General features: G+C 68.0%; 28 protein-coding genes. 9 read left to right on the top strand and 19 right to left on the bottom strand.

The window, feature by feature from the left end:
* Complete coding sequence (locus H8R02_RS09270; RefSeq protein ID WP_187081092.1) at positions 1–1,521, bottom strand: 3-hydroxyacyl-CoA dehydrogenase; 1,521 nt, start codon at positions 1,519–1,521, stop codon at positions 1–3.
* Between the two features lie 73 nt (positions 1,522–1,594).
* Between H8R02_RS09270 and H8R02_RS09265 the strand changes: the two genes are divergently transcribed.
* Positions 1,595–3,745 carry a hypothetical protein gene (locus H8R02_RS09265; RefSeq protein WP_187081091.1) on the top strand — a complete coding sequence of 717 codons (2,151 nt, stop codon included), beginning with the start codon at positions 1,595–1,597 and terminating at the stop codon, positions 3,743–3,745.
* Here the strand turns inward: H8R02_RS09265 and H8R02_RS09260 are convergent.
* Both H8R02_RS09260 and H8R02_RS09255 read right to left on the bottom strand, forming a co-directional pair.
* On the bottom strand, positions 3,742–4,896 hold the full coding sequence (locus tag H8R02_RS09260) for an MFS transporter (protein ID WP_187081090.1): 1,155 nt from the start codon (positions 4,894–4,896) through the stop codon (positions 3,742–3,744). The genes H8R02_RS09265 and H8R02_RS09260 overlap by 4 nt on opposite strands.
* 11 nt (positions 4,897–4,907) lie before the next feature.
* Positions 4,908–5,915: a D-2-hydroxyacid dehydrogenase family protein gene (locus H8R02_RS09255; RefSeq protein ID WP_187081089.1), complete on the bottom strand. Its 1,008-nt coding sequence runs from the start codon at positions 5,913–5,915 to the stop codon at positions 4,908–4,910.
* A gap of 58 nt (positions 5,916–5,973) precedes the next feature.
* Here H8R02_RS09255 and H8R02_RS09250 point away from each other — a divergent pair, with 58 nt between their 5' ends.
* Positions 5,974–6,486, top strand: coding sequence for a DUF1993 domain-containing protein (locus H8R02_RS09250; protein WP_187081088.1), 513 nt, complete (start codon positions 5,974–5,976; stop codon positions 6,484–6,486).
* On the opposite strand, the gene H8R02_RS09245 is transcribed toward H8R02_RS09250, so the two are convergent.
* Complete coding sequence (locus H8R02_RS09245) at positions 6,462–6,710, bottom strand: hypothetical protein (RefSeq protein WP_187081130.1); 249 nt, start codon at positions 6,708–6,710, stop codon at positions 6,462–6,464. The genes H8R02_RS09250 and H8R02_RS09245 overlap by 25 nt on opposite strands.
* Before the next feature lie 106 nt (positions 6,711–6,816).
* Positions 6,817–7,491 carry a transcriptional repressor LexA gene (gene lexA, locus H8R02_RS09240; protein ID WP_187081087.1) on the bottom strand — a complete coding sequence of 225 codons (675 nt, stop codon included), beginning with the start codon at positions 7,489–7,491 and terminating at the stop codon, positions 6,817–6,819.
* A 67-nt stretch (positions 7,492–7,558) separates the two neighbouring features.
* On the opposite strand from lexA, the gene H8R02_RS09235 reads away from it, so the two are divergent.
* Positions 7,559–8,419, top strand: a complete 861-nt coding sequence (locus tag H8R02_RS09235; RefSeq protein ID WP_187081086.1) for an asparaginase — start codon at positions 7,559–7,561, stop codon at positions 8,417–8,419.
* On the opposite strand, the gene adk is transcribed toward H8R02_RS09235, so the two are convergent.
* From adk to H8R02_RS09205, 6 genes are read right to left on the bottom strand one after another with little or no spacing between them, the layout of a single operon-like run.
* Positions 8,409–9,065 (bottom strand): adenylate kinase, encoded by a 657-nt coding sequence (gene adk / locus H8R02_RS09230; RefSeq protein ID WP_187081085.1) that lies wholly within the window; start codon positions 9,063–9,065, stop codon positions 8,409–8,411. The two genes, H8R02_RS09235 and adk, sit on opposite strands and share 11 nt — an antisense overlap.
* A 54-nt stretch (positions 9,066–9,119) precedes the next feature.
* Positions 9,120–9,875: a 3-deoxy-manno-octulosonate cytidylyltransferase gene (gene kdsB / locus H8R02_RS09225; RefSeq protein ID WP_187081084.1), complete on the bottom strand. Its 756-nt coding sequence runs from the start codon at positions 9,873–9,875 to the stop codon at positions 9,120–9,122.
* The gene (locus H8R02_RS09220) at positions 9,875–10,081 is read right to left on the bottom strand and encodes a Trm112 family protein (protein ID WP_187081083.1); all 207 of its coding nucleotides are present in this window, start codon (positions 10,079–10,081) and stop codon (positions 9,875–9,877) included. The genes kdsB and H8R02_RS09220 overlap by 1 nt, the downstream gene beginning before the upstream one ends.
* On the bottom strand, positions 10,062–11,048 hold the full coding sequence (gene lpxK, locus H8R02_RS09215) for a tetraacyldisaccharide 4'-kinase (RefSeq protein ID WP_187081082.1): 987 nt from the start codon (positions 11,046–11,048) through the stop codon (positions 10,062–10,064). Before lpxK ends, H8R02_RS09220 begins: the two co-directional genes overlap by 20 nt.
* Positions 11,049–11,050: 2 nt before the next feature.
* A complete protein-coding gene (locus H8R02_RS09210) occupies positions 11,051–11,479 on the bottom strand; it encodes an ExbD/TolR family protein (protein ID WP_187081081.1) in 429 nt (142 codons plus the stop codon).
* Positions 11,476–12,105 (bottom strand): MotA/TolQ/ExbB proton channel family protein, encoded by a 630-nt coding sequence (locus H8R02_RS09205; protein WP_187081080.1) that lies wholly within the window; start codon positions 12,103–12,105, stop codon positions 11,476–11,478. Before H8R02_RS09205 ends, H8R02_RS09210 begins: the two co-directional genes overlap by 4 nt.
* A gap of 330 nt (positions 12,106–12,435) precedes the next feature.
* On the opposite strand from H8R02_RS09205, the gene xseA reads away from it, so the two are divergent.
* Both xseA and H8R02_RS30360 read left to right on the top strand, forming a co-directional pair.
* The gene (xseA, locus tag H8R02_RS09200; protein ID WP_255429238.1) at positions 12,436–13,734 is read left to right on the top strand and encodes an exodeoxyribonuclease VII large subunit; all 1,299 of its coding nucleotides are present in this window, start codon (positions 12,436–12,438) and stop codon (positions 13,732–13,734) included.
* A gap of 30 nt (positions 13,735–13,764) precedes the next feature.
* A complete protein-coding gene (locus tag H8R02_RS30360) occupies positions 13,765–14,346 on the top strand; it encodes a superoxide dismutase (protein ID WP_255429236.1) in 582 nt (193 codons plus the stop codon).
* 6 nt (positions 14,347–14,352) lie between these two features.
* Here the strand turns inward: H8R02_RS30360 and H8R02_RS09195 are convergent, their stop codons facing one another.
* Complete coding sequence (locus H8R02_RS09195) at positions 14,353–16,626, bottom strand: hypothetical protein (protein ID WP_187081079.1); 2,274 nt, start codon at positions 16,624–16,626, stop codon at positions 14,353–14,355.
* A 41-nt stretch (positions 16,627–16,667) separates the two neighbouring features.
* On the opposite strand from H8R02_RS09195, the gene H8R02_RS09190 reads away from it, so the two are divergent.
* Positions 16,668–16,814 (top strand): hypothetical protein, encoded by a 147-nt coding sequence (locus H8R02_RS09190; RefSeq protein WP_187081078.1) that lies wholly within the window; start codon positions 16,668–16,670, stop codon positions 16,812–16,814.
* A 547-nt stretch (positions 16,815–17,361) separates the two neighbouring features.
* Here the strand turns inward: H8R02_RS09190 and H8R02_RS09185 are convergent.
* The 3 genes from H8R02_RS09185 to H8R02_RS09175 all read right to left on the bottom strand — a co-directional run bounded on the left by H8R02_RS09185 (position 17,362) and on the right by H8R02_RS09175 (position 18,537).
* On the bottom strand, positions 17,362–17,799 hold the full coding sequence (locus H8R02_RS09185; protein WP_187081077.1) for a DUF192 domain-containing protein: 438 nt from the start codon (positions 17,797–17,799) through the stop codon (positions 17,362–17,364).
* Positions 17,800–17,868: 69 nt separating this feature from the next.
* Complete coding sequence (locus H8R02_RS09180) at positions 17,869–18,069, bottom strand: hypothetical protein (RefSeq protein WP_187081076.1); 201 nt, start codon at positions 18,067–18,069, stop codon at positions 17,869–17,871.
* Positions 18,070–18,225: 156 nt separating this feature from the next.
* Entirely contained in the window at positions 18,226–18,537 is a 312-nt protein-coding gene (locus H8R02_RS09175) for a cell envelope biogenesis protein TolA (protein WP_187081075.1), read from the bottom strand.
* A gap of 181 nt (positions 18,538–18,718) precedes the next feature.
* On the opposite strand from H8R02_RS09175, the gene icd reads away from it, so the two are divergent.
* Positions 18,719–19,972 (top strand): NADP-dependent isocitrate dehydrogenase, encoded by a 1,254-nt coding sequence (gene icd / locus H8R02_RS09170; RefSeq protein ID WP_187081074.1) that lies wholly within the window; start codon positions 18,719–18,721, stop codon positions 19,970–19,972.
* Positions 19,973–20,042: 70 nt separating this feature from the next.
* Here the strand turns inward: icd and H8R02_RS30715 are convergent, their stop codons facing one another.
* Complete coding sequence (locus tag H8R02_RS30715; RefSeq protein ID WP_187081073.1) at positions 20,043–20,348, bottom strand: cold-shock protein; 306 nt, start codon at positions 20,346–20,348, stop codon at positions 20,043–20,045.
* Positions 20,349–20,543: 195 nt separating this feature from the next.
* Here H8R02_RS30715 and clpS point away from each other — a divergent pair, with 195 nt between their 5' ends.
* The gene (gene clpS / locus H8R02_RS09160) at positions 20,544–20,912 is read left to right on the top strand and encodes an ATP-dependent Clp protease adapter ClpS (protein WP_187081127.1); all 369 of its coding nucleotides are present in this window, start codon (positions 20,544–20,546) and stop codon (positions 20,910–20,912) included.
* Positions 20,913–20,968: 56 nt separating this feature from the next.
* On the top strand, positions 20,969–23,290 hold the full coding sequence (gene clpA, locus H8R02_RS09155) for an ATP-dependent Clp protease ATP-binding subunit ClpA (protein WP_187081072.1): 2,322 nt from the start codon (positions 20,969–20,971) through the stop codon (positions 23,288–23,290).
* A 44-nt stretch (positions 23,291–23,334) separates the two neighbouring features.
* Here the strand turns inward: clpA and H8R02_RS09150 are convergent, their stop codons facing one another.
* The 3 genes from H8R02_RS09150 to H8R02_RS09140 are packed head-to-tail and all read right to left on the bottom strand — an operon-like array spanning position 23,335 to position 24,778.
* Complete coding sequence (locus H8R02_RS09150) at positions 23,335–23,835, bottom strand: glycine zipper domain-containing protein (RefSeq protein WP_187081071.1); 501 nt, start codon at positions 23,833–23,835, stop codon at positions 23,335–23,337.
* Between the two features lie 23 nt (positions 23,836–23,858).
* Complete coding sequence (locus H8R02_RS09145) at positions 23,859–24,281, bottom strand: DUF3597 domain-containing protein (protein WP_187081070.1); 423 nt, start codon at positions 24,279–24,281, stop codon at positions 23,859–23,861.
* A 20-nt stretch (positions 24,282–24,301) separates the two neighbouring features.
* Positions 24,302–24,778: a YidB family protein gene (locus H8R02_RS09140; protein WP_187081069.1), complete on the bottom strand. Its 477-nt coding sequence runs from the start codon at positions 24,776–24,778 to the stop codon at positions 24,302–24,304.
* Between the last annotated feature and the right edge of the window lie 8 nt (positions 24,779–24,786).

Here is a 24,786-nt window from a genome sequence, read left to right as displayed (position 1 = left end):
CTACTCCTCGACGTGCGTGAGCGACAGGCCGATCGCACCGCGCCGGCGCAGCCACGGGCTAGGGCGGTATCGCGGGTCGCCGTACACCGTCTGCATGTTGAACAGCACTTCGAGGACGTTCGCCGGTCCCCAGCGGTCGCCCATCGCCAGCGGCCCGAGCGGATAGCCGAGCCCCAGCGTGACGGCGGTCTCCAGGTCCTTCGGGCTGCAGATGCCTTGCTGGCAGATGTCGGACGCGATGTTCACGATGGCGGCAACGACGCGCTGCGTGACGAAGCCGCCCGAGTCGCGGATCACGCTGACGGCCTTGCCGTCGCGCGCGAAGAGGGCATGCGCCGCATCGCGCATGTCGCGGCGCGTGGCGGGGTTGGTGGCGAGCACGCGGCGCTTCGTGGCCGCGTCTTCCACGAGCATGTCGATGCCGACGGTGCGCGCGGGGTCCAGCCGCTCGACCACCGCGACCGTGGTCACGTCGAACCCGAGCGGCGCCACGAGCGTGAGCGCGTTCACCGAAGGCGACTGCCCCGTCTCGACCTTCGCGCCCAGGTCCTTGAGCAGCTGGTACAGCTCGGCGCGCCGCGCGGCGCGTGTCGAGACCCACACGGGCGGGATCTCGCCTGCCTTGGGCGTGGGCGGCTCGTCCGGCACCTGCGCCTTCCCGTCCACATAGCGGTAGAAGCCCTCGCCGGACTTGCGCCCCACCACCCCGCCCGCGAGCCGCTGGGCCGCGATGTTGCTCGGCCGGTAGCGCGGCTCCTCGTAGTACTGGCGGTAGATCGATTCCATCACCGGGTGCGACACGTCCAGCGCCGTGAGGTCGAGCAGCTCGAACGGGCCGAGCTTGAAGCCCACCTGGTCCTTCAGGATGCGGTCGATGGTAGCGAAGTCCGCCACGCCTTCGCTCGCGATGCGCAGCGCTTCGGTGCCGTAGCCGCGGCCCGCATGGTTGACGATGAAGCCGGGCGTGTCCTGCGCCTGCACCGGCGTGTGGCCCATCTCGCGGGCGTACTGCGACAGGCCATCGCACACCGACGGGTCCGTCTTCAGGCCCGCGATCACCTCCACCACCTTCATCAGCGGCACGGGATTGAAGAAGTGGTAGCCCGCCACGCGCTGCGGGCGCTTCATGCCGGCCGCGATGGCCGTCACGGACAGCGACGAGGTGTTGGTCGCAAGGACGGCGTCCTCGCCGACGAAGGCTTCCAGCTCGTTGAAGAACGCCTTCTTGACGTCGAGGCGCTCCACGATCGCCTCGACCACCAGCTCGCAGCCGGCCAGCTCCTGCAGGCTGCCCGCAGCCAGCAGGCGGGCCTTGCAGCCCTCCACGGCTGTGGCGTCCATGCGACCTTTTTCATGCAGGCGGTCCCATTGCGCGAAGATTTCGTCCCGTGCCCGCGCAACGGCCTGCGACTGTGTATCGTAGAGGTGGACCCGGCTGCCGGCCTGCGCTGCGATCTGCGCGATCCCGCGCCCCATGGCGCCGGCACCCGCGACGCCGACGGTTTTGTAGCGTGTCTGCATCGCGGGGATTATGAGCGAGCCCCCGCCGGGGCCCGTCGTCGGGTCGCGGTCAGGTTACAGTGCGTAACTTCGAATGAGAATGATCGGGAAGTTCGGACCGTTGGCGCTGGTGGTGGCGTCGCTCCTGCCGCCGGCCGAGGCCAATGCGGTGACGCTGGGCCGCGCGCGCGGCGCGGCGATCATCGGCCGCCCGGTCAATGTCACGGTCCCCCTCACCCTGGAGCCCGGCGAGGCCGAGCCCTGCGTGCAGGCCGAGGTGTTCCAGGGCGACTCGCGCATGGGCGGCATCACCCTGCGCACCGAGACGACCGCTTCCGGCCCGGTCATCCGCATCCTGTCCTCCGGCGCGCTGGAGGAACCGACCCTCGTTTTCTACCTGCGCGTGGGCTGCGGGCAGCAGGTCACACGGCGCTACGTCATGCTGGCGGAACTGCATGACGAGCAGGGCGCCACGGCCGTGGTGACCCCGCCGCGCCTCGTCGCGCCCGCGCCTTCGCCGGCGGCCGCCGCGGCGGCGGCGACCTCGCGCGGCACGCCGGACAGCATGGCCGTCGTGCCGCAGGCAGGCACTGCAGCGCCTTCGAGCGGACAGTCGGCTGCTGCGCCCGCGCCCTCCAACGCCGCGCGGGCACGTTCCCGGGCCGCGGCGCCGTCGCCGGATGCGACGGCAGCGCAGTCCCCCAACGCCGCGGCAGCGCGGCCTGGCGGCCTGCGCAGCGAGTCGCGCCTTCACGCCCGTGCCGCAGCGACTTCGCCGCCGGATTCCGTCGTCCGCAAGAACCGCCGCGCGCAGCGCGAGGAGGCTGGAGCCGGCAGGTCGCGCCTGAAGCTCGAGCCGCTCGACCTGTCCATCGACTACTCCCCCTCGCTGCGCTCGTCGCCGCTGCTGCTGTCCACCGAGCAGGGCGGCACGCGCCGCACCGAAGCTGCCGCCTTGTGGCGCGCGTTGAACGCGCCGCCGGAGGAGCTCATCCGGCAGAGCCAGCGCATCGAGGCGATGGAACGCGAGATGCAGGCGCTGCGCACGGCGGTGCAGCAGAACAACGCGGCGCTCAACGCCGTCGGCAAGCAGCTCGACAAGGCGCGCAGCGAGCGCGACTGGATGACGACGCTGTTCGCCGCGCTGGCCGTGATGTCGGTGCTGGCCGCCGCTGCCTGGCTGTGGAGCCGGCGCAGGCCGGCGCGCAGCGGCAGCCGCTGGTGGGTGCGCGACTCGTCCGGCCGCGAAAGCGAGTTCCCGCCGGACCTCGCGTCCCACCACCCGCCGCCGCCCCCGCCGCGCCCCACCCAGCCGCGCCCGCTCCGGCGCGACGAGCCCGTCGACCTGGACGTGAGCGACCATGCGCCGCTGGAGCCCACGCCCCCGTTGCGCACGCAGAAGCTCGATGCGCAGGACATGCGCGAAGCGCGCGACAGGCGCGACGCGCCCGACTCGCGGCCTCAGTCGCGCTCGCACATGGACTTCATGCCCAGCCAGGCCGCAAGCCTGCGCATGGTGAAGGCCGAGGAGCTGATCGACATCCAGCAGCAGGCCGAGTTCTTCCTCTCCATCGGCCACGCCGACCAGGCCGCGAGCGTGCTGGAGGCGCACGTGCACGACCACGTGGAGACGAGCCCGGTCGTGTGGCTGGACCTGCTCGAGATGTACCACTCGCTGGACCGCCAGGCCGACTACGAGCGCATCCGCGCGGAGTTCGCCGCGCAGTTCAACGCGCACGTGCCGGACTTCGACAACTACCGCATGCAGTCCAACGGGCTGGAGGACTACCGCCGCGCGCTCTCGCGCATCGTGGCCCTGTGGCCGTCGCCGCGCGTGCTGGAGGTGATCGAGGAGTCGATCTTCCGCAAGCCCGGCACGCCGGGCGCGGAAACGTTCGACCTCGAGGCCTACCGCGACCTGCTGCTGCTCTACAACATCGGCAAGCAGATCGCGCAGGAGGAGCCCGAGCCCTCGCGCAGCTCGCTGCTGGAGGACGACGCGCGCGTGAGCGGCTTCATGTCCACCGACATCCAGCCGCTGTCGGCACTGGTGCACGACTCGACGCGGGGTGAGGGGCATTCCCTGTCGCCGTTCGACCGCCCGCCCGCGGGCTCGACGATCGCGCCGCTCGCCGATGGCGCCGACGTCGACATCGACCTCGGTGCGCTGGCGCCGATGGACAACGACATGGAACTGCCGGCGATGGACTTCGACTTCGACTCGATCCCGCCGAAGCGCCGCTAGGCCGGCCTCGTCGCCCTGCTCGTGGCCCACGCGCTCACGGCCATCGCGAGCAGCATGGCCACGAACCCGGCCCAGTTGAGAAGCCCGAAGCCGCTGTTGGCGATCAGCCAGCCGCCCGAGCCCGCGCCGATGGCCTGCCCGGCGTACATCGCCGACGAATTGAGCGCGATCGAGCCCGCGGCGAGCGACGGCGCGATCGAGACGAGCCGCGCCTGCTGCGCCGAGTTGGACGAGAAGCAGCCGAGCCCCCACGGCACCAGCACGAGCATGGCCAGGGCGAAGCTCGTGCCCAGCGGGAAGGCGAGCAGGCTCACGGCCATCGGCGCCACGGCAAGCATCACCCCGCGGTGCACGCCCACGCGCTCGATGTGGCGCGACATCAGCACGTTGCCGATGAAACCGGAGGCACCGAACACCAGGAACAGCAGGCTCAGCTCGCCCGGCGTGGTGCCCAGCGTCTGCCGGAAGTAGGGCGCGAAGTACGACAGCAGGACGAACTGCCCGGCGGAATAGAGCAGCGTGACGGCCACGGTGAGCATCAGCGCGCTGGAGCCGAAGGTCTGCCGCCACGCGGCGAGCGAGAGCGCGGGCGGCTTGACGCCGTCGGGCATGGCGCGCCACACCCACAGCGCGGTGACGAAGCTGAGGACGGCCACGAGGATGAAGGCCGCCTGCCAGCCGACGGTGCCGCCGATGAAGGCGGCGAGCGGCATGCCCAGCACCGAAGCCACCGACCAGCCCACGAAGATGAAGGTGATCGCGCGGCCGCGTTGTTCCGGCGGCACGAGCAGGCCCACGCAGGCCGCGGCCTGCGGCGTGAAGATCGCGGGCGAGATCACGGCGAGCACGCGCATCGCCATCAGCCAGCCGAAGCCCGGCGCAAAGGCGCAGGCCAGGTGCAGCAGGCCGTACCAGAGCATCGAGAGCGCGAGGAGGCGGCGCCGGTCCCAGCCCGCGACGATGCCGGCGAGCAGCGGCGCGCCGAGGCACATGAGCGTGGCGGCCGCGGAGATCAGCTGCCCGGCGGTGGACACCGGCACCTGCATCGAGGTGCTGATCTCGTTGAGCGTGCCGGGCACCGCCATCACGCCAGTGCCGATGACGAAATTGCCGAACAGCAGCGGCCACAGCACGCGCGGCAGGGCGGTCATGGGCCGTGCCGTCAGCGGCGCACTTGCAGCGCCGCCGGGTTCACGATGTTGGTGGCGTCGCCCTTGATGAAGTTGACCACGTTCTCGAAAGCCGCGCCGAAGTAGAGCTCGTAGCTTTCCTGCTCGACGTAGCCGATGTGCGGCGTGCAGATGCAGTTCTCCAGCCGCAGCAGCGCATGGCCCTGCAGGATCGGCTCGCTCTCGAACACGTCCACCGCCGCCATGCCGGGCCGGCCGCGGTTCAGGCCGGCGATCAGCGCGTCGGGCTCCACCAACTCGGCGCGCGAGGTGTTGACGAGCAGCGCGGTGGGCTTCATGCGGCCCAGGTCGTCCAGCGTGACGATGCCGAAGGTCTCCTCGTTCAGGCGCAGGTGCAGGCTGAGCACGTCGCTCTCGGAGAACAGTGCTTCCCGGCTGGGGGCCGCCTCATGCCCGTGCTGCGCCGCCTTGTCGCGCGAGGCCTGGCTGCCCCACACGAGCACGCGCATGCCGAAGGCCTTGCCATAGCCGGCCACCAGCTGGCCGATCTTGCCGTAGCCCCAGATGCCCAGCGTCTTGCCCCGCATGACGACGCCGAGGCCGAAGTTGGGGGGCATCGACGCCGACTTCATGCCCGACTGCTGCCACGCACCGTGCTTCAGGTTGCTGATGTACTGCGGCAGGCGGCGCATGGCCGTCATGATCAGCGCCCAGGTGAGCTCGGCGGGCGCGACCGGCGAGCCCACGCCCTCGGCCACCGCGATGCCGCGCTCGGTGCACGCCTCGATGTCGATGTGCGAGCCCACGCGGCCGGTCTGGGAGATGAGCTTCAGCCTCGGCAGCTTCTCGACCAGCTGCCGCGTGACATGCGTGCGCTCGCGGATCAGCACGATCACGTCGGCGTCGCGCAGGCGCACGGACAGCTGCCCGATCCCCTTGACGGTGTTGGTGTAGACCTTGGCGGGGTAGGCTTCGAGCTTGGCGGCGCACTGCAGCTTGCGAACGGCGTCCTGGTAATCGTCGAGGATCACGATGTTCATGCAGGGGATTGTGCCCTGTCGTAGCATCCGGCCTCACCTGCAAGAGGAGACCTCCCAAATGACGATTTCGATGTACTCGGCCACCGTGCCCGTTTTCCAGCACATGCTGCGCAACCTGTCGCACATCCTCGACAAGGCCGTCGCCAACGCGGAGGCCCGCAAGTACGACCCGTCGGTGCTGACCACCTACCGACTCGCGCCGGACATGCTGCCCTTCACGCGCCAGGTGCTGATCGCCTGCGACGCGGTGAAGAACGGCGCCGCACGCGTGGCCGGCGTGGAGCCGCCGAAGTTCGAGGACAACGAGTCCACTTTCCCCGAGCTGAAGGCCCGCATCCAGAAGACGCTGGACTTCCTGGCGACCCTCAAGCCCGAGAGCCTGGACGGCACCGAGGACAAGGACATCACCTTCCCGGTGGGCAAGGACACCCGCACGATGAAGGCCCAGGCCTACCTGCTGACGTGGGTGATGCCCAACATGTTCTTCCACATCACCACGGCGTACGCCATCCTGCGGCACAACGGCGTGGACCTGGGCAAGCGCGACTACCTGGTCGGCGCGAACGCCTGACCGCCCTCGAGGGCCGCAAGCCGGTCGAGCTCGGCGCACACGTCGGCGAGCCGGCCGGAGATCACCATGCGGCCCGGGGCCGAGTGCACCACGCGCAGCGGCCGGCGGGCCGGGCGCGGCACGACTCGCACCGTGGCGACGGTCGTGTGCTGGGGCAAGCCGTCCCGCAGCCCGAAGGCGTTGCGGATGGCGCGGACGATGCTGGAAAAGATCTCGAATGCCATGTGTTCACTCCACACAAGGCAGGATTGACAGACGAACCCGTGCCGCAGGGTAGCCCCTCAGGGCCTACGCCTGCCACCTGCGGCAACGGGGGGAACTGTGTGACAGCTACATCAACATCGTGTTGCGGATGAGGCCGACGGCGATGCCCTCCACCTCGAACGGCTCGCCGGGCTCCACGACGATGGTGGGGTAGTCCGGGTTTTCCGCGTGCAACTCGATCAGGTGCTTGTTGCGCCGGAAGCGCTTGACGGTGACGTCCTCGCCGAGGCGCGCCACGATGATCTGGCCGTTCTTGGCCTCCTTGGTGGCCTGCACGGCGAGCAGGTCGCCGTCCATGATGCCGGCGTCGCGCATGGACATGCCGCGCACCTTGAGCAGGTAGTCCGGCCGGCGCTGGAACAGCCCGCTCTCGACGTAATAAGTCTGGTCCACGTGCTCCTGCGCGAGGATCGGCGAGCCCGCGGCCACGCGGCCGATGAGGGGCAGGGCCAGCTGGGCGAGCGTGGGTAGCGGCAGCGAATACTGCTTGATGCGCGACTCGTTGATGGAGCGCAAGGTGTCGCTGCGCAACCGGATGCCGCGGGACGTGCCGCTCACCAGCTCGATGACTCCCTTGCGCGCGAGGGCTTGCAAATGCTCCTCCGCCGCGTTGGCGGACTTGAAGCCGAGCTCGGCAGCGATCTCGGCGCGCGTGGGCGGCGCGCCGGTGCGCGCGATGGCGCTCTGGATCAGGTCCAGAATCTGCTGCTGGCGAGCGGTGAGCTTGGGGCTATCCATCATGGCAGGGCTCCTGCGCGGTTACTGTCTCGATATCCAGTAGCTGTATTTTTGAACAGGTTTCACGGGAATGCAAGTAGGCACGCGAAAAATCGTGGTTCTGGGCACCGGCGGCACCATCGCCGGGCAAGGGGAGGACGTCGGTTACGTCGCGGGCCAGGTCGCCGTGGCCGACCTGCTGGGCGGCGTGCGGCCGCCCGAAGGCTTCGAGGTGCACGCCGAGCAGGTGGCGCAAATCGACAGCAAGGACATGACGTTCGACGTGTGGCGCAGGCTGCACGAGCGGTGCGCGCACTGGATCGCGCAGGCGGATGTCGCGGGCATCGTCGTCACGCACGGCACGGACACGATGGAGGAGACGGCGTACTTCCTGCATCGCACGCTCGATGCACGCAAGCCGGTGGTGCTGACGGGCGCGATGCGGCCGGCGACGTCGAGCGAAGCGGACGGCCCGCGCAACCTCGCGGATGCATTGGCGGCCGCGGCGAAGTTGCCTCGCGGTGTCTGGGTTGCGTTCGCGGGCACGCTGCATTCGCCGGTGGATGTCTACAAGGCCCACAGCCATGACCTCGATGCGTTCAGGTCGGCCCCGACCGGATCCCCCGCCACCGATGTCGAGCCTTTGCCGAAAGGCGAATGGCCGCGCGTCGAGATCGTGATGAACTACGCCGGCGCCTCAGGCGCGCTGGTCGATGCACTCGTGCAGCAGGGCGTGCGCGGCATCGTCGCCGCGGGCACCGGCAACGGCACGCTGCATCACGAGCTCGAGGCGGCGCTGCTGCGCGCGCAAGCGAAGGGCGTGAAAGTCGTGCGAACGTCGCGCTGCGCGCAAGGGGGCGTGATCGGCCACGCGGGCGACACGCTGCCGCACGCAGGCCAACTCTCGCCCGTGAAGGCGAGGGTCGCGTTGATGCTGGAACTTATGCGCTGAGCGCCTGCAGCGCGCGCGCCGTGATTTCCTCGACGGCGCCGATGCCGTCGATCTTGCGGTACTTCGGCGCGCCGGCGGGGTCCTGGCGGGCCCAGGCGGAGTAGTACTCCACGAGCGGGCGCGTCTGCGACTCGTACACCTCCAGGCGCTTCTTCACCGTCTCTTCCTTGTCGTCGTCGCGCTGGATGAGCGGCTCGCCCGTGAGGTCGTCCTTGCCGTCCACCTTGGGCGGGTTGAACTTGACGTGGTAGGTGCGGCCCGACGCGGGGTGCGAGCGGCGGCCCGTCATGCGCTCGATGATGTACTGGAAGGGCACGTCGATCTCGAGCACGTAATCGAGCTTCACGCCCGCGGCCTTCATCGCCTCGGCCTGCGGGATGGTGCGGGGGAAACCGTCGAAGAGGAAACCCTTGGCGCAATCGGGCTGGGTGATGCGCTCCTTGACCAGGCCGATGATGATGTCGTCGCTCACGAGCGCGCCCGAGTCCATCACCTTCTTGGCGGCCAGGCCCAGAGGGGTGCCGGCCTTGACGGCCGCGCGCAGCATGTCGCCGGTGGAGATCTGGGGGATGCCGTACTTCTGGCAGATGAACGCCGCCTGCGTGCCTTTGCCGGCGCCCGGCGCGCCCAACAGGATCAATCTCATGGTTCCCTCGGAAGTATTGCGCGAAAGGATAGCATGCGACCCCTTCCACCACCCTTACGCGGCGAAGGCGCGGCGCACCCTTTCCAGGTCCTCGGGCGTGTCGACGCCGGGGCCCGGCGCGTGGTCGGTCACGTGCACCGCGATCCGGTGGCCGTGCCACATCGCGCGCAGCTGTTCGAGCGCCTCGACGCGTTCCACCGGCGCCTGTTCGAGGCGGGGGAATTCGCGCAGGAAGCCGGCGCGGTAGCCGTAGATGCCGATGTGGCGCAGCGGCCGCGGCAGCGGCAGCTGCGCGATGCCCTGCGCGAAGCCGTCGCGCCACCACGCGATCGGCGCGCGGCTGAAATACAGCGCGATGCCCTTGGCGTCGGTCACGACCTTCACGACGTTCGGGTTGCGGAACTCCTCGACCGCGTGGATCTCGTGCGCCGCGGTGCTCATGCTCGCGGTGGGGTGCTCCTCCAGCAATTGCGCCACCGAGTCGATCAGCGCCGGCTCGATCAGCGGCTCGTCGCCCTGCACGTTGACCACCACGTCGTCACCCGAGAGCTTGAGCAGCTCGCACGCTTCGGCGAGGCGGTCGCTGCCCGAAGGATGGTCGGCGCGCGTCATCACCGCCTCGACGCCATGCTGCAGGCACGCGGCGCGCACGGCTTCGCTGTCGGTGGCCACCACCACGAAGTCGGCCTGCGATTGCTTCGCGCGCTCGGCGACGCGCACGACCATCGGCTTGCCCGCGATGTCCGCGAGCGGCTTGTCCGGCAGGCGCGTGGAGGCCATGCGCGCCGGGACCAGAACGGTGAAACCCATCAGACCAGGGGTGTGCGCGGCGGGAGCTTTTCCAGCTCCTCGTCGCTGAGCGTGCGCGCTTCTTCCTCGAGCATCACGGGGATGCCGTCGCGGATGGGGTACGCGAGCCGTGCGCTGCGCGACAGCAGCTCCTGGCGGTCGCGGTCGTAGTCGAGCGGCCCCTTGGTGACGGGGCACACGAGCAGCTCAAGCAGCTTGGGGTCCATGCTTCGATGATAGCTTCGCATCGAGCAGGCGATCCAGCAGCGCGAAGAACGCACCGTCGATCTCCACCTGCAGCGGCACGGCCCACGCGTCGGGGCGCTGGCGCCACAGCTTCACGGCGTCCTTCTCGGTGCAGACGATCGTGAAGGAGGCTTCCTCGGGCGGCAGGATCTGGGCGAAGTCGAAGTGGTCGGGCAGCGCCTCGGTCGCGGCGCATTGCACGCCCTGTGCGCGCAGCATGTCGAAGAAGGTCTGCGGACTGGCGACCCCCGCGATCGCCTTCACCGGCTTGCCTTGCAGCTTGAGGTCGCCCAGCGGGATGCGGTACTCGTCGGCGCGCTCGGCATACGGCGCGAGGGTGCGCCGTACGCGGTGGCCGTCGCCGCCCAGCTTGAGGTCGACGCGGCGCGAGGCGCTCTCGCGCAGCGGGCCGGCCGGCAACCGGAACCCGTTGCCGGCGCCGCGCTCGTCCACGACGCACACCTCGACATCGCGCCGCAGCGCGTAGTGCTGCAGGCCGTCGTCGCTGACGATGATGTTCACCTCGGGGTGCGCCTTGAGCAAGGCCCTGGCGGCCTCGCCGCGGTTGCTCGAAACGAAAACAGGAACCGCGGTGCGGCGCTTCACCAGCAGCGGCTCGTCGCCCACGTCGCTCGGCGCGCTCGTGAGCATCACCTCGCGGCAATCGGTCGCCTCGCGTCCATAGCCCCGCGCGACGACGCCGGGCTGCAGGCCGCGCGCGAGCAGGTGCTCGACGACGGCGATCACCACCGGTGTCTTGCCGGCGCCGCCCACCACGAGGTTGCCGACCACGACCACCGGCACCGGCGCGCGGTAGCTGGGGAGCAGCCGCAGCGCGTAGAGCACGCGCCGCACACCGGCCAGCAGCGCGAAAACCAACGAGAAGGGCCACAGCAGCCACGCGAGGAGGCCACCGGACCACCATGCCTGCTGCAGCGCTTTGCTCATCGCTACTTTCCTCCGGCCGCCTGCGAAGTTTGCGTTGCGAACGTGACCTGCGCGAGCCCGACGCGGCGCGCGCCTTCCATCACGGTGATGACCGACTGCACCGGCGCCACCGCATCGGCGCTGATGATGACGATGCTGTCCTTGCCCGCCTTCGCGGCCTCCGCCAGCGCCGCGGCGATCGCATCGGGGCTGCGGCCCTGCACGGGCACCTTGTTGACCATGTAGCGGCCCTCGCTCGACACCGCCACCACGATCTCCTTCGGGTAGTCGCGCTGCGCCTCCGTGTCGGCCACCGGCAGCTTCAGCTGCATCTCCGTGAACTTGCTGTATGTGGTGGTGAGCATCAGGAAGATGAGCACCACGAGCAGCACGTCGATGAACGGGATCAGGTTGATCTCCGGTTCTTCCTTCTGGCGCGGGCGGAAGTTCATCGCCGGATGTTCATGAGGTGGCGGGCGAAGCGCTCCGCCGAGAGTTCGAGCGTGAGCAGGTATTCGTCGACGCGGCCGCGGAAGTAGCGCCAGAAGATGAGGGCCGGGATCGCGACGATCAGGCCGAAGGCCGTGTTGTAGAGCGCCACCGAGATGCCGTGCGCGAGCTGCGCCGGGTTGCCGCCGGTCGCGCCCCCTCCGGGCGATTGCGAACCGAAGATCTCGATCATGCCGATGACGGTGCCCAGCAGCCCGAGCAGCGGCGCGGCCGATGCGATGGTGGCCAGCGCGTTGAGGTACCGCTCCAGCCGGTGCGCCACCGCGCGGCCGGTGATCTCCATCGCGGCGCGCAGTTCCGCCTCGGAGCAGCGCGGGTCGTTGTTGAGCGCGCGAAAGCCGCTGGCCAGCACCTCGCCGAGCGCGGAGTTCTGCTCGAGCTGCGTGACGACATCGGGCATCGGCACCGCGTTGCGCGAAACGGCCAGCGCTTCGTCCAGCAGCTTGGGCGGCGCCACCTTGGCCGTCTTCAGGCTCACGAAACGCTCGATGACGAGGGCCAGCGCCAGGATGGAGCAGGCAACGAGGGGCCAGATCGGCCAGCCTGCGGCTTGTATGATCGAAAACAAGAGGGGAGGTCTCCGCGGTCGTACTGCTTGTGTGGCGGCGATTATCGTGTACTCCGCACGGCGTAGGACAAAGCGAAACACTCGTAGGACGACGCCCACATTTTGTGTGGATAACTTTGTTGAGAACCTACCCCGCATTCGCCGCCAGCCCGCGCCAATGCTTCCCCGTGACAGAACGATGACAAATTGAGCAGGAAAAAAGCCTGTGAAATCAACCACTTGCTCGGAAAAATCAGCGTTGCGCGGGGGCTGGCTGAGCCATACCCCCGCCCGCACCATTCTGTGGACTAAAACGCACGCACATCCGATGTGCGAGCCGCGCCGTTGCTGATGGTCGACCCCCGCAATCCAGCATTGGCGCGGCAAATCTGGGAAGTCGGCGCGCTATGCCGCGCCGTTGCTGATGCCTTGGAGGCGAGGTTCAATCCTGTCGCGGTCCGCGGGGAGGTTTCGGGCTTCTCGCGCGCATCCAGCGGGCATTGCTATTTCTCGCTGAAGGACGCGAGCGGGCAGGTCCGCTGCGCGATGTTCCGGCGTACGGCCGGGCTGCTGCAGTTCCTGCCGCGCGACGGCGACCTGGTCGAAGTGGAAGGGCGGCTCGACCTTTACGCGCCGCGCGGCGACCTGCAGCTCATCGTCGAATCACTGCGCCGCGCGGGGCAGGGCGCGCTTTTCGAGCAGTTCCTGCGCCTGAAGGCCAAGCTCGAGGCCGAGGGGCTGTTCGATGCGGCGCGCAAACGCGAGCTGCCGGTGTTCCCGCGACGCATCGGTTTGGTGACCTCGCCGCAGGCCGCGGCCCTGCACGACGTGCTCACGTGCCTGCGCCGGCGCGCGCCGCATGTCGAGGTGACGATCGCGCCCGCATCGGTTCAGGGCGCGCAGGCGCCCGAAGAACTGGTCGCCGCGCTCGAAGCGTTGTACGCGCGTGCTGCGCGGGGCGAGCTCGACGTGATCCTGCTCGTGCGCGGCGGCGGCTCCATCGAGGACCTGTGGGCGTTCAACGACGAGCGCCTGGCGCGCGCGATCGTGCGCAGCCCGGTCCCGCTCGTGAGCGGCGTCGGCCACGAGACCGACTTCACCATCGCGGACTTCTGCGCGGACCTGCGCGCGCCCACGCCCACCGCCGCCGCGGAGCTCGCGGCGCAGCCGCGCGACATGTGGGTCGATGCGGTGCATGCGATCGAGCGGCGCCTGCGCGACGCAACCCTGCGCCGCCTCGATGTCGCCGCGCAGCGGCTCGACCAGGCCGGCGTGCGGCTCGGCCGCCCGTCCGCCCGCGCCGCGCAGCAGCACATGCGGCTGCAGGAGCATGCGCACCGCCTGCGTTACGCCGTGCAGGGGCGGCTGCACCGCGAGAACGTCGCGGTGGAAAGCACGTTGAAGTCGCTGATGGCCGGCGTGGCGCAGAACGTCGAGCGCAGCACGAACCGCATCGACCGCCTCGGCGTGCGGCTCGCCGCCATCGACCCGAGGCTCGTGCTGCAGCGCGGCTATGCGCTGCTCAGCGATGCGCAGGGCACGCCCATCACCAGCGTGGGGCACACGGCGCCCGGCCAGCCCGTCACTGCCGCCCTTGCCGACGGCGAGGTTGATCTCACCGTCGCGTCGGCGCCGCGCCCGCGCGCCTAGAATCGTTTTTTTTCACGAGGAACAGAAGACATGGAACACACCCTGCCGCCCCTGCCGTACCCCATCGACTCGCTCGCGCCGCACTACTCGAAGGAAACGCTGGAGTATCACCACGGCAAGCACCACAAGGCGTACGTGGACAACCTGAACAAGCTGCAGGTGGGCACGGAGTTCGAGAACATGCCGCTGGAGGACATCGTGCGCAAGTCGCAAGGTGGCATCTACAACAACTCGGCGCAGATCAGGAACCACACCTTCTTCTGGAACTGCATGAAGCCGCAAGGCGGCGGCGAGCCCACCGGCGCGCTGGCCGATGCCATCAACAAGAAGTGGGGCGGCTACGCCCAGTTCAAGGACGCGTTCGTCAAGTCCGCCGTGGGCAACTTCGGCTCGGGCTGGACCTGGCTGGTGAAGAAGGCCGACGGCAGCGTCGACATCGTCAACACCGGCGCCGCCGGCACGCCGCTGACCACCGCCGACAAGGCGCTGCTGACGGTGGACGTGTGGGAGCATGCGTACTACATCGACTACCGCAACGCCCGCCAGAAGTTCGTGGAGACCTTCTGGGACAAGCTGGTGAACTGGGACTTCGCGGCGAAGAATTTCGGTTGAAGCCCATCACCGGGGGAAGAGGTACGAGCCATCGGGCCTCTTCGCCAGGTAGAGCGTGACGAGGGCTGCCTGTACGCTCCTCAGGCGCAAGACCTCGAGTGCTGCTATCACGCGTGGAGCGTCGTCGCGCGTATGGGCGACGTAGTCCGGGTAGATCGCGCGCCCTCGCTTGTCGTCCCAGTGCGACCATTTCCGCCGCACCGAGGTGTCGCCGATCCGCTCTCCCTTTCTCAACGCGGCCGCATAGACGTAGATCTCCCTGAGTTGGGTTGCGAGCTGCACTTCACCGGCGAGCGTGAGGCAAGCGCAAACGTCCTTGCCCGACAGGGCGCGAAGTGCTGGATTGCTCCACCCACCACGGAAACCTTCTTCGCTGGGGAGTTGAAGTACCGCGGCATAGAGGCGCGCCATCGCCGGGTCGACTTGCGCAAGCGTGGCCGGGTCCGTCGCGTCGTAGGTATGCTCGGGCGTACCCGGGAGAAGCCGCAGCCGCAGGTGGGCGCTCCAGGAGCCATCGGGATTGGCCACCTGGGTGTGGGGGCCTTGCTCTGCTTGCCGCGCTGAGACCTTGGTCACGAGGCTGGGGCCCACGCTCCAAAGGGCACGCGGCGGCGGCACCGCTGCCGTTTGGATGATCGCGCCGGCCCGTTCGGTTAGCAGCTGCGGCGACGCCTGACGGATACGCTCGCGCAGGATGTCGAACAGTTGCTGGACGTCGGCCGATTGCTGCGGGCCGGGTTGGTAGATGTTCATCCCGCTCTTCATGAATGCTTCTGCCGTGTAGGGCTTCGCCAGGCCCAATCGTGCGAGCAGATTGGTAACCGCTTCAGGCTGGCCGGGACCGTGCAGATAGGTTTCGACGACCGCGCGAATCCTGCCGAGCGGATGGCTCCCGGTGTCCAGGTTCCCCTTGCCCAATGCGCTGTGGATGCTCTCGACCCATCGGCCATCCTGCACGCGCAGCGCTTCGCGCAGAGCCGACATCTCCTCCTCGAACCGTTCACACCAGCCGGTGAAGCGGTGGCCGGCCTTTTCGAACCCCGACGACAGGCGGGCGCGGACCTCACCGGGCGACGCCAGGACCGCCGTGGCCCAGGAGTCCAGCTCCCGGCATGCGCCGTCGCGTTCGACCCGTGCGCGAACACAAGGCAGCGCAACCCCCGTGCACGCCACGAGCGCGAGTTCACCGGGCCGCAAGCGGCGCTCGATGCCGGTGAGCCTGAGCAGTGCCCACAACCGCTCGCGTGCCGGCGATTCCGGCAGCCCTTGCTCGCACAGCAGCACCGCGCAGTCCCCGGCCACGTCCAGGGCCGCGCTGAAGTGGCGGTCGCTGTCCGACCCTTGGGCCACCAGCTGCGCAGCGATGTCCTGGAGCGCGCTTGCCTGGTCGTCGGGCAGTCGTCGCGCGAGCTCCAGGACGGCCCGCCGCAGTTGCTGGAACCCGTCGGCACCGCGCTGGAGATCGACCCATATGTCGCGCAGCAACGGGTCGACGTTTGCCGCTGCTGCCGCAGAGCCCGTTGCCCGCGTGCTCGCGATCATCTCGAGGGCCTGCGCACGCAAGCGGCTGCGCAGCGGTTCTTCGGCGGGCGGCAATGCTCCCCACAAGGCCCCGAGCCACATGCAGCGCTTGCGCAGGGTGTCGCCGTCGGCGTTGGCTCGCGGCAGCCGGTGGATCACGCCTGACAGCCAGGCAACCGCGGCGCGATCGAACCGAAGGCTGTCGAGGGCCCCGCCCTTGACCCGCGGGCCGCCGGCCGCTTCCAGGCGGATTTGCGCGAAGACCCTCAATGCGGTGTTCGCTGCGACGCCGGCGATCGCCCGCGCGAGGAGATCGTCGTTCGCGCCGGGCAGCCCTGGAAGGACCTCGACGCAGTGCGCCGCAGCCTGCTCGGCCAGCTCGAACCAGGGCCCGTCGAACCGTGCTTCGCCGGCGAGCCGCAGCACCGTGCCAAGTGCACCGTACATCGCGACGAGACTCTCCGCGCCGGCGCCGCCCGGCACCCCGGCGAGTGCGCGAATCCGGTCGAACATTTTCGTTGCGAGTGCGTACGCCTCGTTGCGCGGCAACGATCGCACGTACTGCTCGATGCAGGCGAAGCCGGCTTGCGTGTCGCGCGCTTCGGCGCAAGCATGCAACAACGTCGAGGCCTTGGCGCCGATGCTGTCGACGAGTTGGGCGCGCTGGCGTGGGTCCGCGACGTGCGCCGCCGCCTCGCCGGCCAGGTTGTAGTAGAAGAGAAGCGCGTCCTCCGTGAGGCGCCCTGCCCGTGCGGCCAAGGCAACTTGCCGATGCCCTGCACCAGCATGTCCAGGTCGCCATGCATGACCTCGGGCGCAATCTGGCCCGCCGATGCGAAGGCAAAGCGCAGCTGGTCGCGCGCGAGATCGGAATCGGGGTGGTTGGAGGCCCAGGCCAGGTGGCATTCCAGTTCGACGCGCTTGTCGACCGCGACCGCTGCGATTGACCTGGAGAAAGCGCCGAACGGCACGCCCATCTTCAGGAACGACGCCAGGCAACTGCGGCAAACCTGTGCGGCAAGGGCGGACCGTTCGGGGCTGACGGGTGCTTGCCGCAGCACCAGGCCCAGCGCGCAGTACAGGGAAGCGAGCGAAGCGCCGTCCCCGGGCTGGGACGCGCCGCCGGTGAGGAACTCGATTTGCCGGGCCATGTCCCGCGCGATGTCGATCGAGTGGTGCGGGGGCAGCAGTGCTGCGTAGTCCGCGAGGACGTTGAACGCGGTGCCGTGCCGGCTGCGGTCCAGGCAGGCCCCGGCGGCTTGCATGACTTCGGCCTCGGTCGGCGTCCTGCCGTTCTCGGTGATGGATGCAAAGTCCGCGAGGGGGCCGCCGCCCGCAGCGGCGCTGCTCTTGCCATCGCTCGCGCCGGAGGGCGCGGGCCGGATGTGCATGGTCACGAGAGTGGGCGACTTCACGTCCAAGGCTGTCTCCTGTCATTCGACAACCCGTTCGTGGCCGCCACGGCCCGCGCGTTCCGCCCCCTATCGGCTGTGCCTACTTTCGAAAGGGCGGGCCGGCAAGGCGTGCCCCCGCCTTGATCCCCTTCTTGGCAAACCACCCCTTGTTCATCTCGAGCACGTAGCGCACGGGCTCGGTGGAGCAGTGCGACTCCAGCGTCTGCGGTGCCATCTCGTCGATGTTGACGATGCGCCCGTCGTCGGCGACGAAGGCGATGGACAGCGGCAGCAACGTGTTCTTCATCCAGAAGCACTGCTGCGACGGCTGCTCGAACACGAAGAGCATGCCCTCGTGCTGCGGCATCTCCTTGCGGAACATGAGGCCGGTGGCGCGCTCGTCGGGGGCGCTGGCCACCTGGGCATCGATCTGGTGCATGCCCGCGGAGAGCTTGACGCGGGGCAGGTTCACCTGCGGCGACTGGGCGGATGCGGCCGCCACGAACAGGGCGGCGGCGAGGGCGAATGCTGCTTTCATGCGCGCTATTGTGTGTGTGCCAACAAAAATGCCCGCACGAGGCGGGCATCGGCAACCGGCGTCAGCCGATCACTTCTTTTCGGCGCTGGCCTTGGCCTTGGCCTTCTTGGCCTTCTTTTCCTTCTTTTCCATCTTCTTCTCGGCCTTCTTCTCGGCCTTGGCTTCCGCCTTGGCGCCCGAAGCGGCAGGCATGGCGCCGCCGGCGTGGGAAGCGGCGAAGGTAGCGCCGGCGAACAGGGTGGCCACGAGGGCGGCGAGCAGCTTGGTCATGACGGAAGGTCCTTTCGAAAGTGAAAACCGTTTGAGTACTCCCCCCAGGCAGGCCGAGGGCTCATCCGTAACGGGCCGCCCGGCCGGCAGGTTGACAGCCCCGCCAAAAACACGAAAGCCCGCGCGGGGCGGGCTTTGCGGGGTTGCCGAAGAAGATTACTTCTTGGCTTCTTCCTTCTTCTCGTCCTTCTTGGCGGCCTTGGCGTCCTTCTTGGCGTCCTTGGCTTCGGCCTTGGCTTCCTTCGCTTCCTTCTTCGCTTCCTTGGCTTCCTTCTTGGCTTCCTTGGCGTCCTTCTTCGCTTCCTTGGCTTCGGCCTTGGCTTCCTTGGCTTCCTTCTTGGCGCCGGAGGCGGCGGACGCGGCAGGCTTGGCGCCGGAAGCGGCGGGCATGGCACCGCCGGCGTGCGAGGCGGCGAACACGGAGCCGGCGAACAGGGCGGCGACGAGGGTGGCGAGGAGCTTGGTCATGACGTTTTCCTTCAGGTGTGAGGTCAATGTTTTTTCGAAAAAACGCCTGCCGCACATCGGCAGGCCCTGACGCCAACGCGCGGCCAGCTCATCCGGTTGACAAGCCTGTGTTTGCGCAAGGTGCCAGACAGTTTCGCGGCTAGAATCCCCGGGTTTACCCCCGAAGAGACACGCCAACTCCATGTACCAGCACATCAAGGTGCCCAGCCAGGGCCAGAAGATCACCGTCAACGCCGACACGTCCCTGAACGTGCCCGACGAGCCCATCATCCCCTACATCGAGGGCGACGGCACCGGCATGGACATCACCCCGGTGATGCTGAAGGTCGTGGACGCGGCCGTGGCCAAGTCGTACGGCGGCAAGCGCAAGATCCACTGGATGGAGATCTACGCTGGCGAGAAGTCCACCAAGGTGTACGGCCCGGACGTGTGGCTGCCCGACGAGACCCTGCAGGTCGCGCGCGAGTACGTCGTCTCGATCAAGGGCCCGCTGACCACCCCCGTGGGCGGCGGCATCCGCTCGCTGAACGTGGCGCTGCGCCAGGAGCTGGACCTCTACGTGTGCCTGCGCCCCATCCAGTACTTCAAGGGCGTGCCCTCGCCGGTGAAGGAGCCGGAGAAGACCAACATGGTCATCTTCCGCGAGAACTCCGAGGACATCTACGCCGGCATCGAGTACGAAGCCAACACCGACAAGGCCAAGAAGGTCGTCGACTTCCTCGTCAAGGAGATGGGCGTCAAGAAGATCCGCTTCCCCGCCACGTCGGCCATCGGCATCAAGCCGGTGTCGGTCGAGGGCACCACGCGCCTGGTGCGCAAGGCCTTCCAGTACGCCATCGACAACGACAAGCCCAGCGTCACGCTCGTGCACAAGGGCAACATCATGAAGTTCACCGAGGGTGGCTTCCGTGACTGGGGCTACGAGCTCGCCAAGAAGGAGTTCGGCGCGGTCGAGATCGACGGCGGCCCGTGGTGCAAGTTCAAGAACCCGAAGACCGGCAAGGACATCATCGTCAAGGACGTGATCGCCGACGCCTTCCTGCAGCAGATCCTGCTGCGCCCGGCCGAGTACAGCGTGATCGCCACGCTCAACCTCAACGGCGACTACATCTCCGACGCGCTGGCCGCGCAGGTGGGCGGCATCGGCATCGCCCCCGGCGCCAACCTGAGCGACACGGTCGCGATGTTCGAAGCCACGCACGGCACGGCGCCCAAGTACGCCGGCAAGGACTACGTCAACCCCGGCTCCGAGATCCTCTCGGCCGAGATGATGCTGCGCCACATGGGCTGGAAGGAAGCCGCGGACCTGATCATCAGCTCCATGGAGAAGGCCATCCTCAGCAAGAAGGTGACCTACGACTTCGCGCGCCTGATGGAAGGGGCCACGCAGGTCAGCTGCTCGGGCTTCGGCCAGGTGATGATCGAGAACATGTAAGGCGAAAGCCGCACATCCAGTGAAAAAGCCGCCCGAGGGCGGCTTTTTCGTTGGTTCGAGGAAAGGCTGGTTATTTGTAGTCCGAGTGCCCGATCGCGTGGAACTGCGGGGCACGCACCTTGGGCTGGCGCGGCGGGCGTTCGACGCCGGCGTCGCGGGTCTTGATTTCACCCGGCTCGGCCACGATGTTCTGTGCCAGCTGGCCCTTCGGGCCCTGCATGATGTCGAAGGTGACGCGCGAGCCCTGCTTGAGCGTCTTGAACCCGTCCATCGCGATCGCGCTGAAATGCGCGAACACATCCGATCCGCCGCCGTCGGGCTCGATGAAGCCGAACCCCTTGGCATCGTTGAACCATTTCACTGTACCGGTGGCCATTTCTTTCTCGCCCCTATAGTTCCCTCAAACCTATTAGGTAGTGTCCCGTATCGGGCACGGCGCTGTCAACATTTTCACTTACGGGAAACGGCCGATAGACGAACGGATTCATTGCTCGCGCGCGCGGCGGGCGGTGTGGCGAAAAATGGGGTTGCTTGAATGTGGCGCATGTGGCTCCAAATCCAGCTAGCTAGAATGATTTTCATGGCCAGTCAGACACCCACACCCCCACCGGTCGCACCGAAAGGCAAGCCGATGGAGGACGACGGCGGGTCCGTGGTCGCCGAGAAGCAGCTCCAGAAGACCAAACCCCCCCAGATGTACCAGGTCGTCATGCTCAATGACGACTACACCCCGATGGAGTTCGTCGTGGTGGTGATCCAGGAGTTCTTCAACAAGGACAAGGAGACGGCCACGCAGATCATGCTCAAGATCCACCTTGACGGAAAAGGGGTTTGCGGCGTCTATTCCAAGGACGTGGCGGCCACGAAAGTGCACCAGGTGCAGGACGCCGCCCGGCAGGCGGGGCACCCCTTGCAGTGTTTGAGTGAACCGGTGGAGTAAACGGGGCTCGAAGGAAGCAGTAAAGTTTTGAAGCAGCAAAGGCAGAAGGAATTCAGATGATTGCCCAGGAACTGGAAGTCAGCCTCCACATGGCGTTCGTGGAAGCGCGTCAGCAGCGCCACGAATTCATCACGGTGGAGCATCTGTTGCTGGCCCTGCTGGACAATCCCAGCGCGGCCGAGGTGCTGCGTGCATGCAGCGCCAACATCGACGACCTGCGCAAGTCGCTGTCCAATTTCATCAAGGACAACACCCCGCAGGTCGCCGGCACCGACGACGTGGACACCCAGCCCACGCTGGGTTTCCAGCGCGTGATCCAGCGCGCCATCATGCACGTGCAGAGCACGGGCAACGGCAAGAAGGAAGTGACGGGAGCCAACGTGCTCGTGGCCATCTTCGGCGAGAAGGACTCGCACGCCGTCTACTACCTGCACCAGCAGGGCGTGACGCGGCTTGACGTCGTGAACTACATCGCGCACGGCATCAAGAAGAGCGACCCGCCCGAGCCCGCCAAGGGCGGCGAAAGCCAGGGCGGCGAGCAGGAAGAAGGCGGCGAGAAGAACGAGAAGGCCTCGCCCCTCGAGCAGTTCACGCAGAACCTCAACCAGTCCGCCAAGGACGGCAAGATCGACCCGCTCATCGGCCGCGAGTACGAGGTCGAGCGCGTGATCCAGATCCTGTGCCGCCGCCGCAAGAACAACCCGCTGCTCGTGGGTGAGGCCGGCGTGGGCAAGACGGCGATTGCGGAAGGCCTGGCCTGGCGCATCGTGCAGAAGGACGTGCCGGAGATCCTCGCGGAGTCGCAGGTGTACAGCCTCGACATGGGCGCGCTGCTGGCCGGCACCAAGTACCGCGGCGATTTCGAGCAGCGCCTCAAGGGCGTGCTGCGCGCGCTGAAGGACAAGCCGAACGCCATCCTGTTCATCGACGAGATCCACACGCTGATCGGCGCGGGCGCCGCGTCGGGCGGCACGCTGGACGCGTCCAACCTGCTCAAGCCGGCCCTGTCGCAGGGTTCGCTCAAGTGCATCGGCGCGACGACGTTCACCGAGTACCGCGGCATCTTCGAGAAGGACGCGGCGCTGTCCCGTCGCTTCCAGAAGGTGGACGTGGTGGAGCCGACGATCGAGCAGACGGTGGAAATCCTCAAGGGCCTGAAGAGCCGCTTCGAGGAGCACCACAGCGTCAAGTACGCGGCCACCGCCCTGCAGGCGGCCGCGGAGCTGAGCGCCAAGTACATCAACGACCGCCACCTGCCCGACAAGGCCATCGACGTCATCGACGAGGCCGGCGCGGCGCAGCGCATCCTGCCCGCGGGCAAGCGCAAGAAGACCATCTCCAAGGCCGAGGTGGAGGAGATCGTCGCGAAGATCGCGCGCATCCCGCCCGCGAGCGTGAGCAACGACGACCGCGGCAAGCTCGCCAACCTCGAGCGTGACTTGAAGAGCGTGGTGTTCGGCCAGGACAAGGCGCTCGAAGTGCTCGCCGCCTCGGTGAAGATGGCGCGCTCGGGCCTGGGCAAGGCCGACAAGCCGATCGGCAGCTTCCTGTTCTCCGGCCCCACGGGCGTCGGCAAGACGGAAGCGGCCAAGCAGCTGGCCTACATCATGGGCATCGACCTGATCCGCTTCGACATGTCGGAGTACATGGAGCGCCATGCCGTGAGCCGCCTGATCGGCGCGCCCCCGGGCTACGTGGGCTTCGACCAGGGCGGCCTGCTCACCGAGGCCATCACCAAGAAGCCGCACGCGGTGCTGCTGCTCGACGAGATCGAGAAGGCGCACCCGGACATCTTCAACGTGCTGCTGCAGGTGATGGACCACGGCACGCTGACGGACAACAACGGGCGCAAGGCGGACTTCCGCAACGTGATCATCATCATGACCACGAACGCGGGCGCCGAGAGCCTGAACAAGGCCGTCATCGGCTTCACCACGGCGCGCGAGCAGGGCGACGAGATGGCCGACATCAAGCGGCTGTTCACGCCCGAGTTCCGCAACCGCCTCGACGCCATCGTGTCGTTCAAGGCGCTGGACGAGCAGATCATCCTGCGCGTGGTCGACAAGTTCCTGCTGCAGCTGGAGACGCAGCTGGCCGAGAAGAAGGTGGAGGTCACCTTCACCGACAAGCTGCGCAAGCACCTTGCCGTGAAGGGCTTCGACCCGATGATGGGTGCGCGCCCGATGCAGCGCCTGATCCAGGACACGATCCGTCGTGCGCTGGCCGACGAGCTGCTGTTCGGTCGCCTGACCGAAGGCGGGCGCCTGACGGTGGACCTCGACGACAAGGACGAGGTGCTGCTGGACATCCAGCCGCTGCCCAAGAAAGAGGGCAAGCCGAGGCCCGAGCCGGAAGAGATTTCTTCCGACGGGCAGTAAAAAAAGCCGCCTTCAAGGCGGCTTTTTCGTTGGCGCGCTGCGGCTTACTTCCCGTCCTTGTCGAAGTCACCCGGCATCGCCCGCTCCACGCGGTCCCAGCCGGCGCGCGCTGCGCCCTTGGCTTCTTCCCAACTCAGGCGCGACTTGCCCTTCACGCGGTCCCACTCGTTGCGCATGCTCGGCTCGCGCTTGTCCCACGTCTCGCCCGATGCGCGGGCGCGTTCCCACTCCGTGTAGCCGGTGCGGTAGGCGGGGGCGTAGTCGTCGAAGGTGTAGTCCTTCTTGTAGCTGGGGTCCTTCGTGTAGTTGTCGCGCCAGTAGCTGTCTTCGGCGGTGGGGTTCACGCGTTCGGCCGCGTGCTTGCCGCCCAGGCCGCCGGCGACCGCGCCGGCCGCACCGCCAACCACCGTGCCCACCGGGCCCGCCACGGAGCCGATGGCCGCACCGGCCGCCGCGCCCGCGGCCGCGCCGCCGGCGACGCCGCCGGGATGGGCACCGGGTTCACCGGTGATGGGGTCGCGGTTGGAAGGATTCTTGTCGCTCATTTCACTCTCCTTTGGTTCGTGGGTCAGTCCATCAAGGAAGCAGGCACCTTGCCGCCGTTTTCCTCGAGCTTCTTCATCACCTGCTTGTGCAGCCAGATGTTCATCGCGGCGCTGTCGCCCTTGTCGCCGGTGTAGCCCAGCTCGTCGGCGAGCTCCTTGCGCTCGGCAAGGCTCGACTCCATGCCGACCAGCTTCATCAGGTCGACGATGGAGGTGCGCCAGTTGAGTTTCTGCGGGTTCTTCTGCGCCATGTCGTCGAGCACCTTCTCGATGTCGACACGCTGCATTGTGGCGGCCCCGGCGCCCATGGCGGGGCTCGTCTGGGCCTGCGCCTGCGGCTGGGGCGCGCTGGGCGTCTGCGTTGCGCCGGCCTGCGGGGCCGACGGCTGCGCGGCCTGCGTGTTGCGATGCAGGATCTTGTCGAAGATGCGGCCGAGGATGCTCATGCGGTGTTCTCCTTGGTTGTTCAGTGTTGTTGCTGTTCGAGGCGTGCCTGCTGCACCTCCTGTTCGATGGCAGGCAGGCTGTCGCCGAGCATGCGGTCGGCGTCGTCGCCGAGCAGGCCCTGGGGGGTGAGCTGGTTGACGATCTCGGGCAGTGCGGCCGCGAGGTCCTGCTTCACTTCCTGCTCCGGCACGCCGAGTTGCTGCGACAGCCGCGTGAGCTCGTTCTGGCCGATCACTTCCTCGACGGCGCGCTCGTCGATCACCTCGTTGTCGCCGGTCGCGACCCACGACGCGGTCTGGCGCGAGTAGCCCTTTTCCTGGAAGCGCTTGAGGACCGCGCCCACGCCGCCGTTGCGCTGGATCCATTGCATGGCGTAGGGCAGCAGCATCGCGACGATGGCGCCGCGGCCGCCCAGCCCCGCGCGCCCCAGGGCACCGCCACCCATGCGGCGGCCGAGGATGGCGCCGAGCAGCGGGCCCAATATCAGCTTGTTCATTCGTGCTC

Source organism: Ramlibacter albus (genome assembly GCF_014297445.1).
Classification (GTDB): domain Bacteria; phylum Pseudomonadota; class Gammaproteobacteria; order Burkholderiales; family Burkholderiaceae_C; genus Ramlibacter; species Ramlibacter albus.
This window is presented reverse-complemented; position numbering and strand designations above follow the sequence as displayed.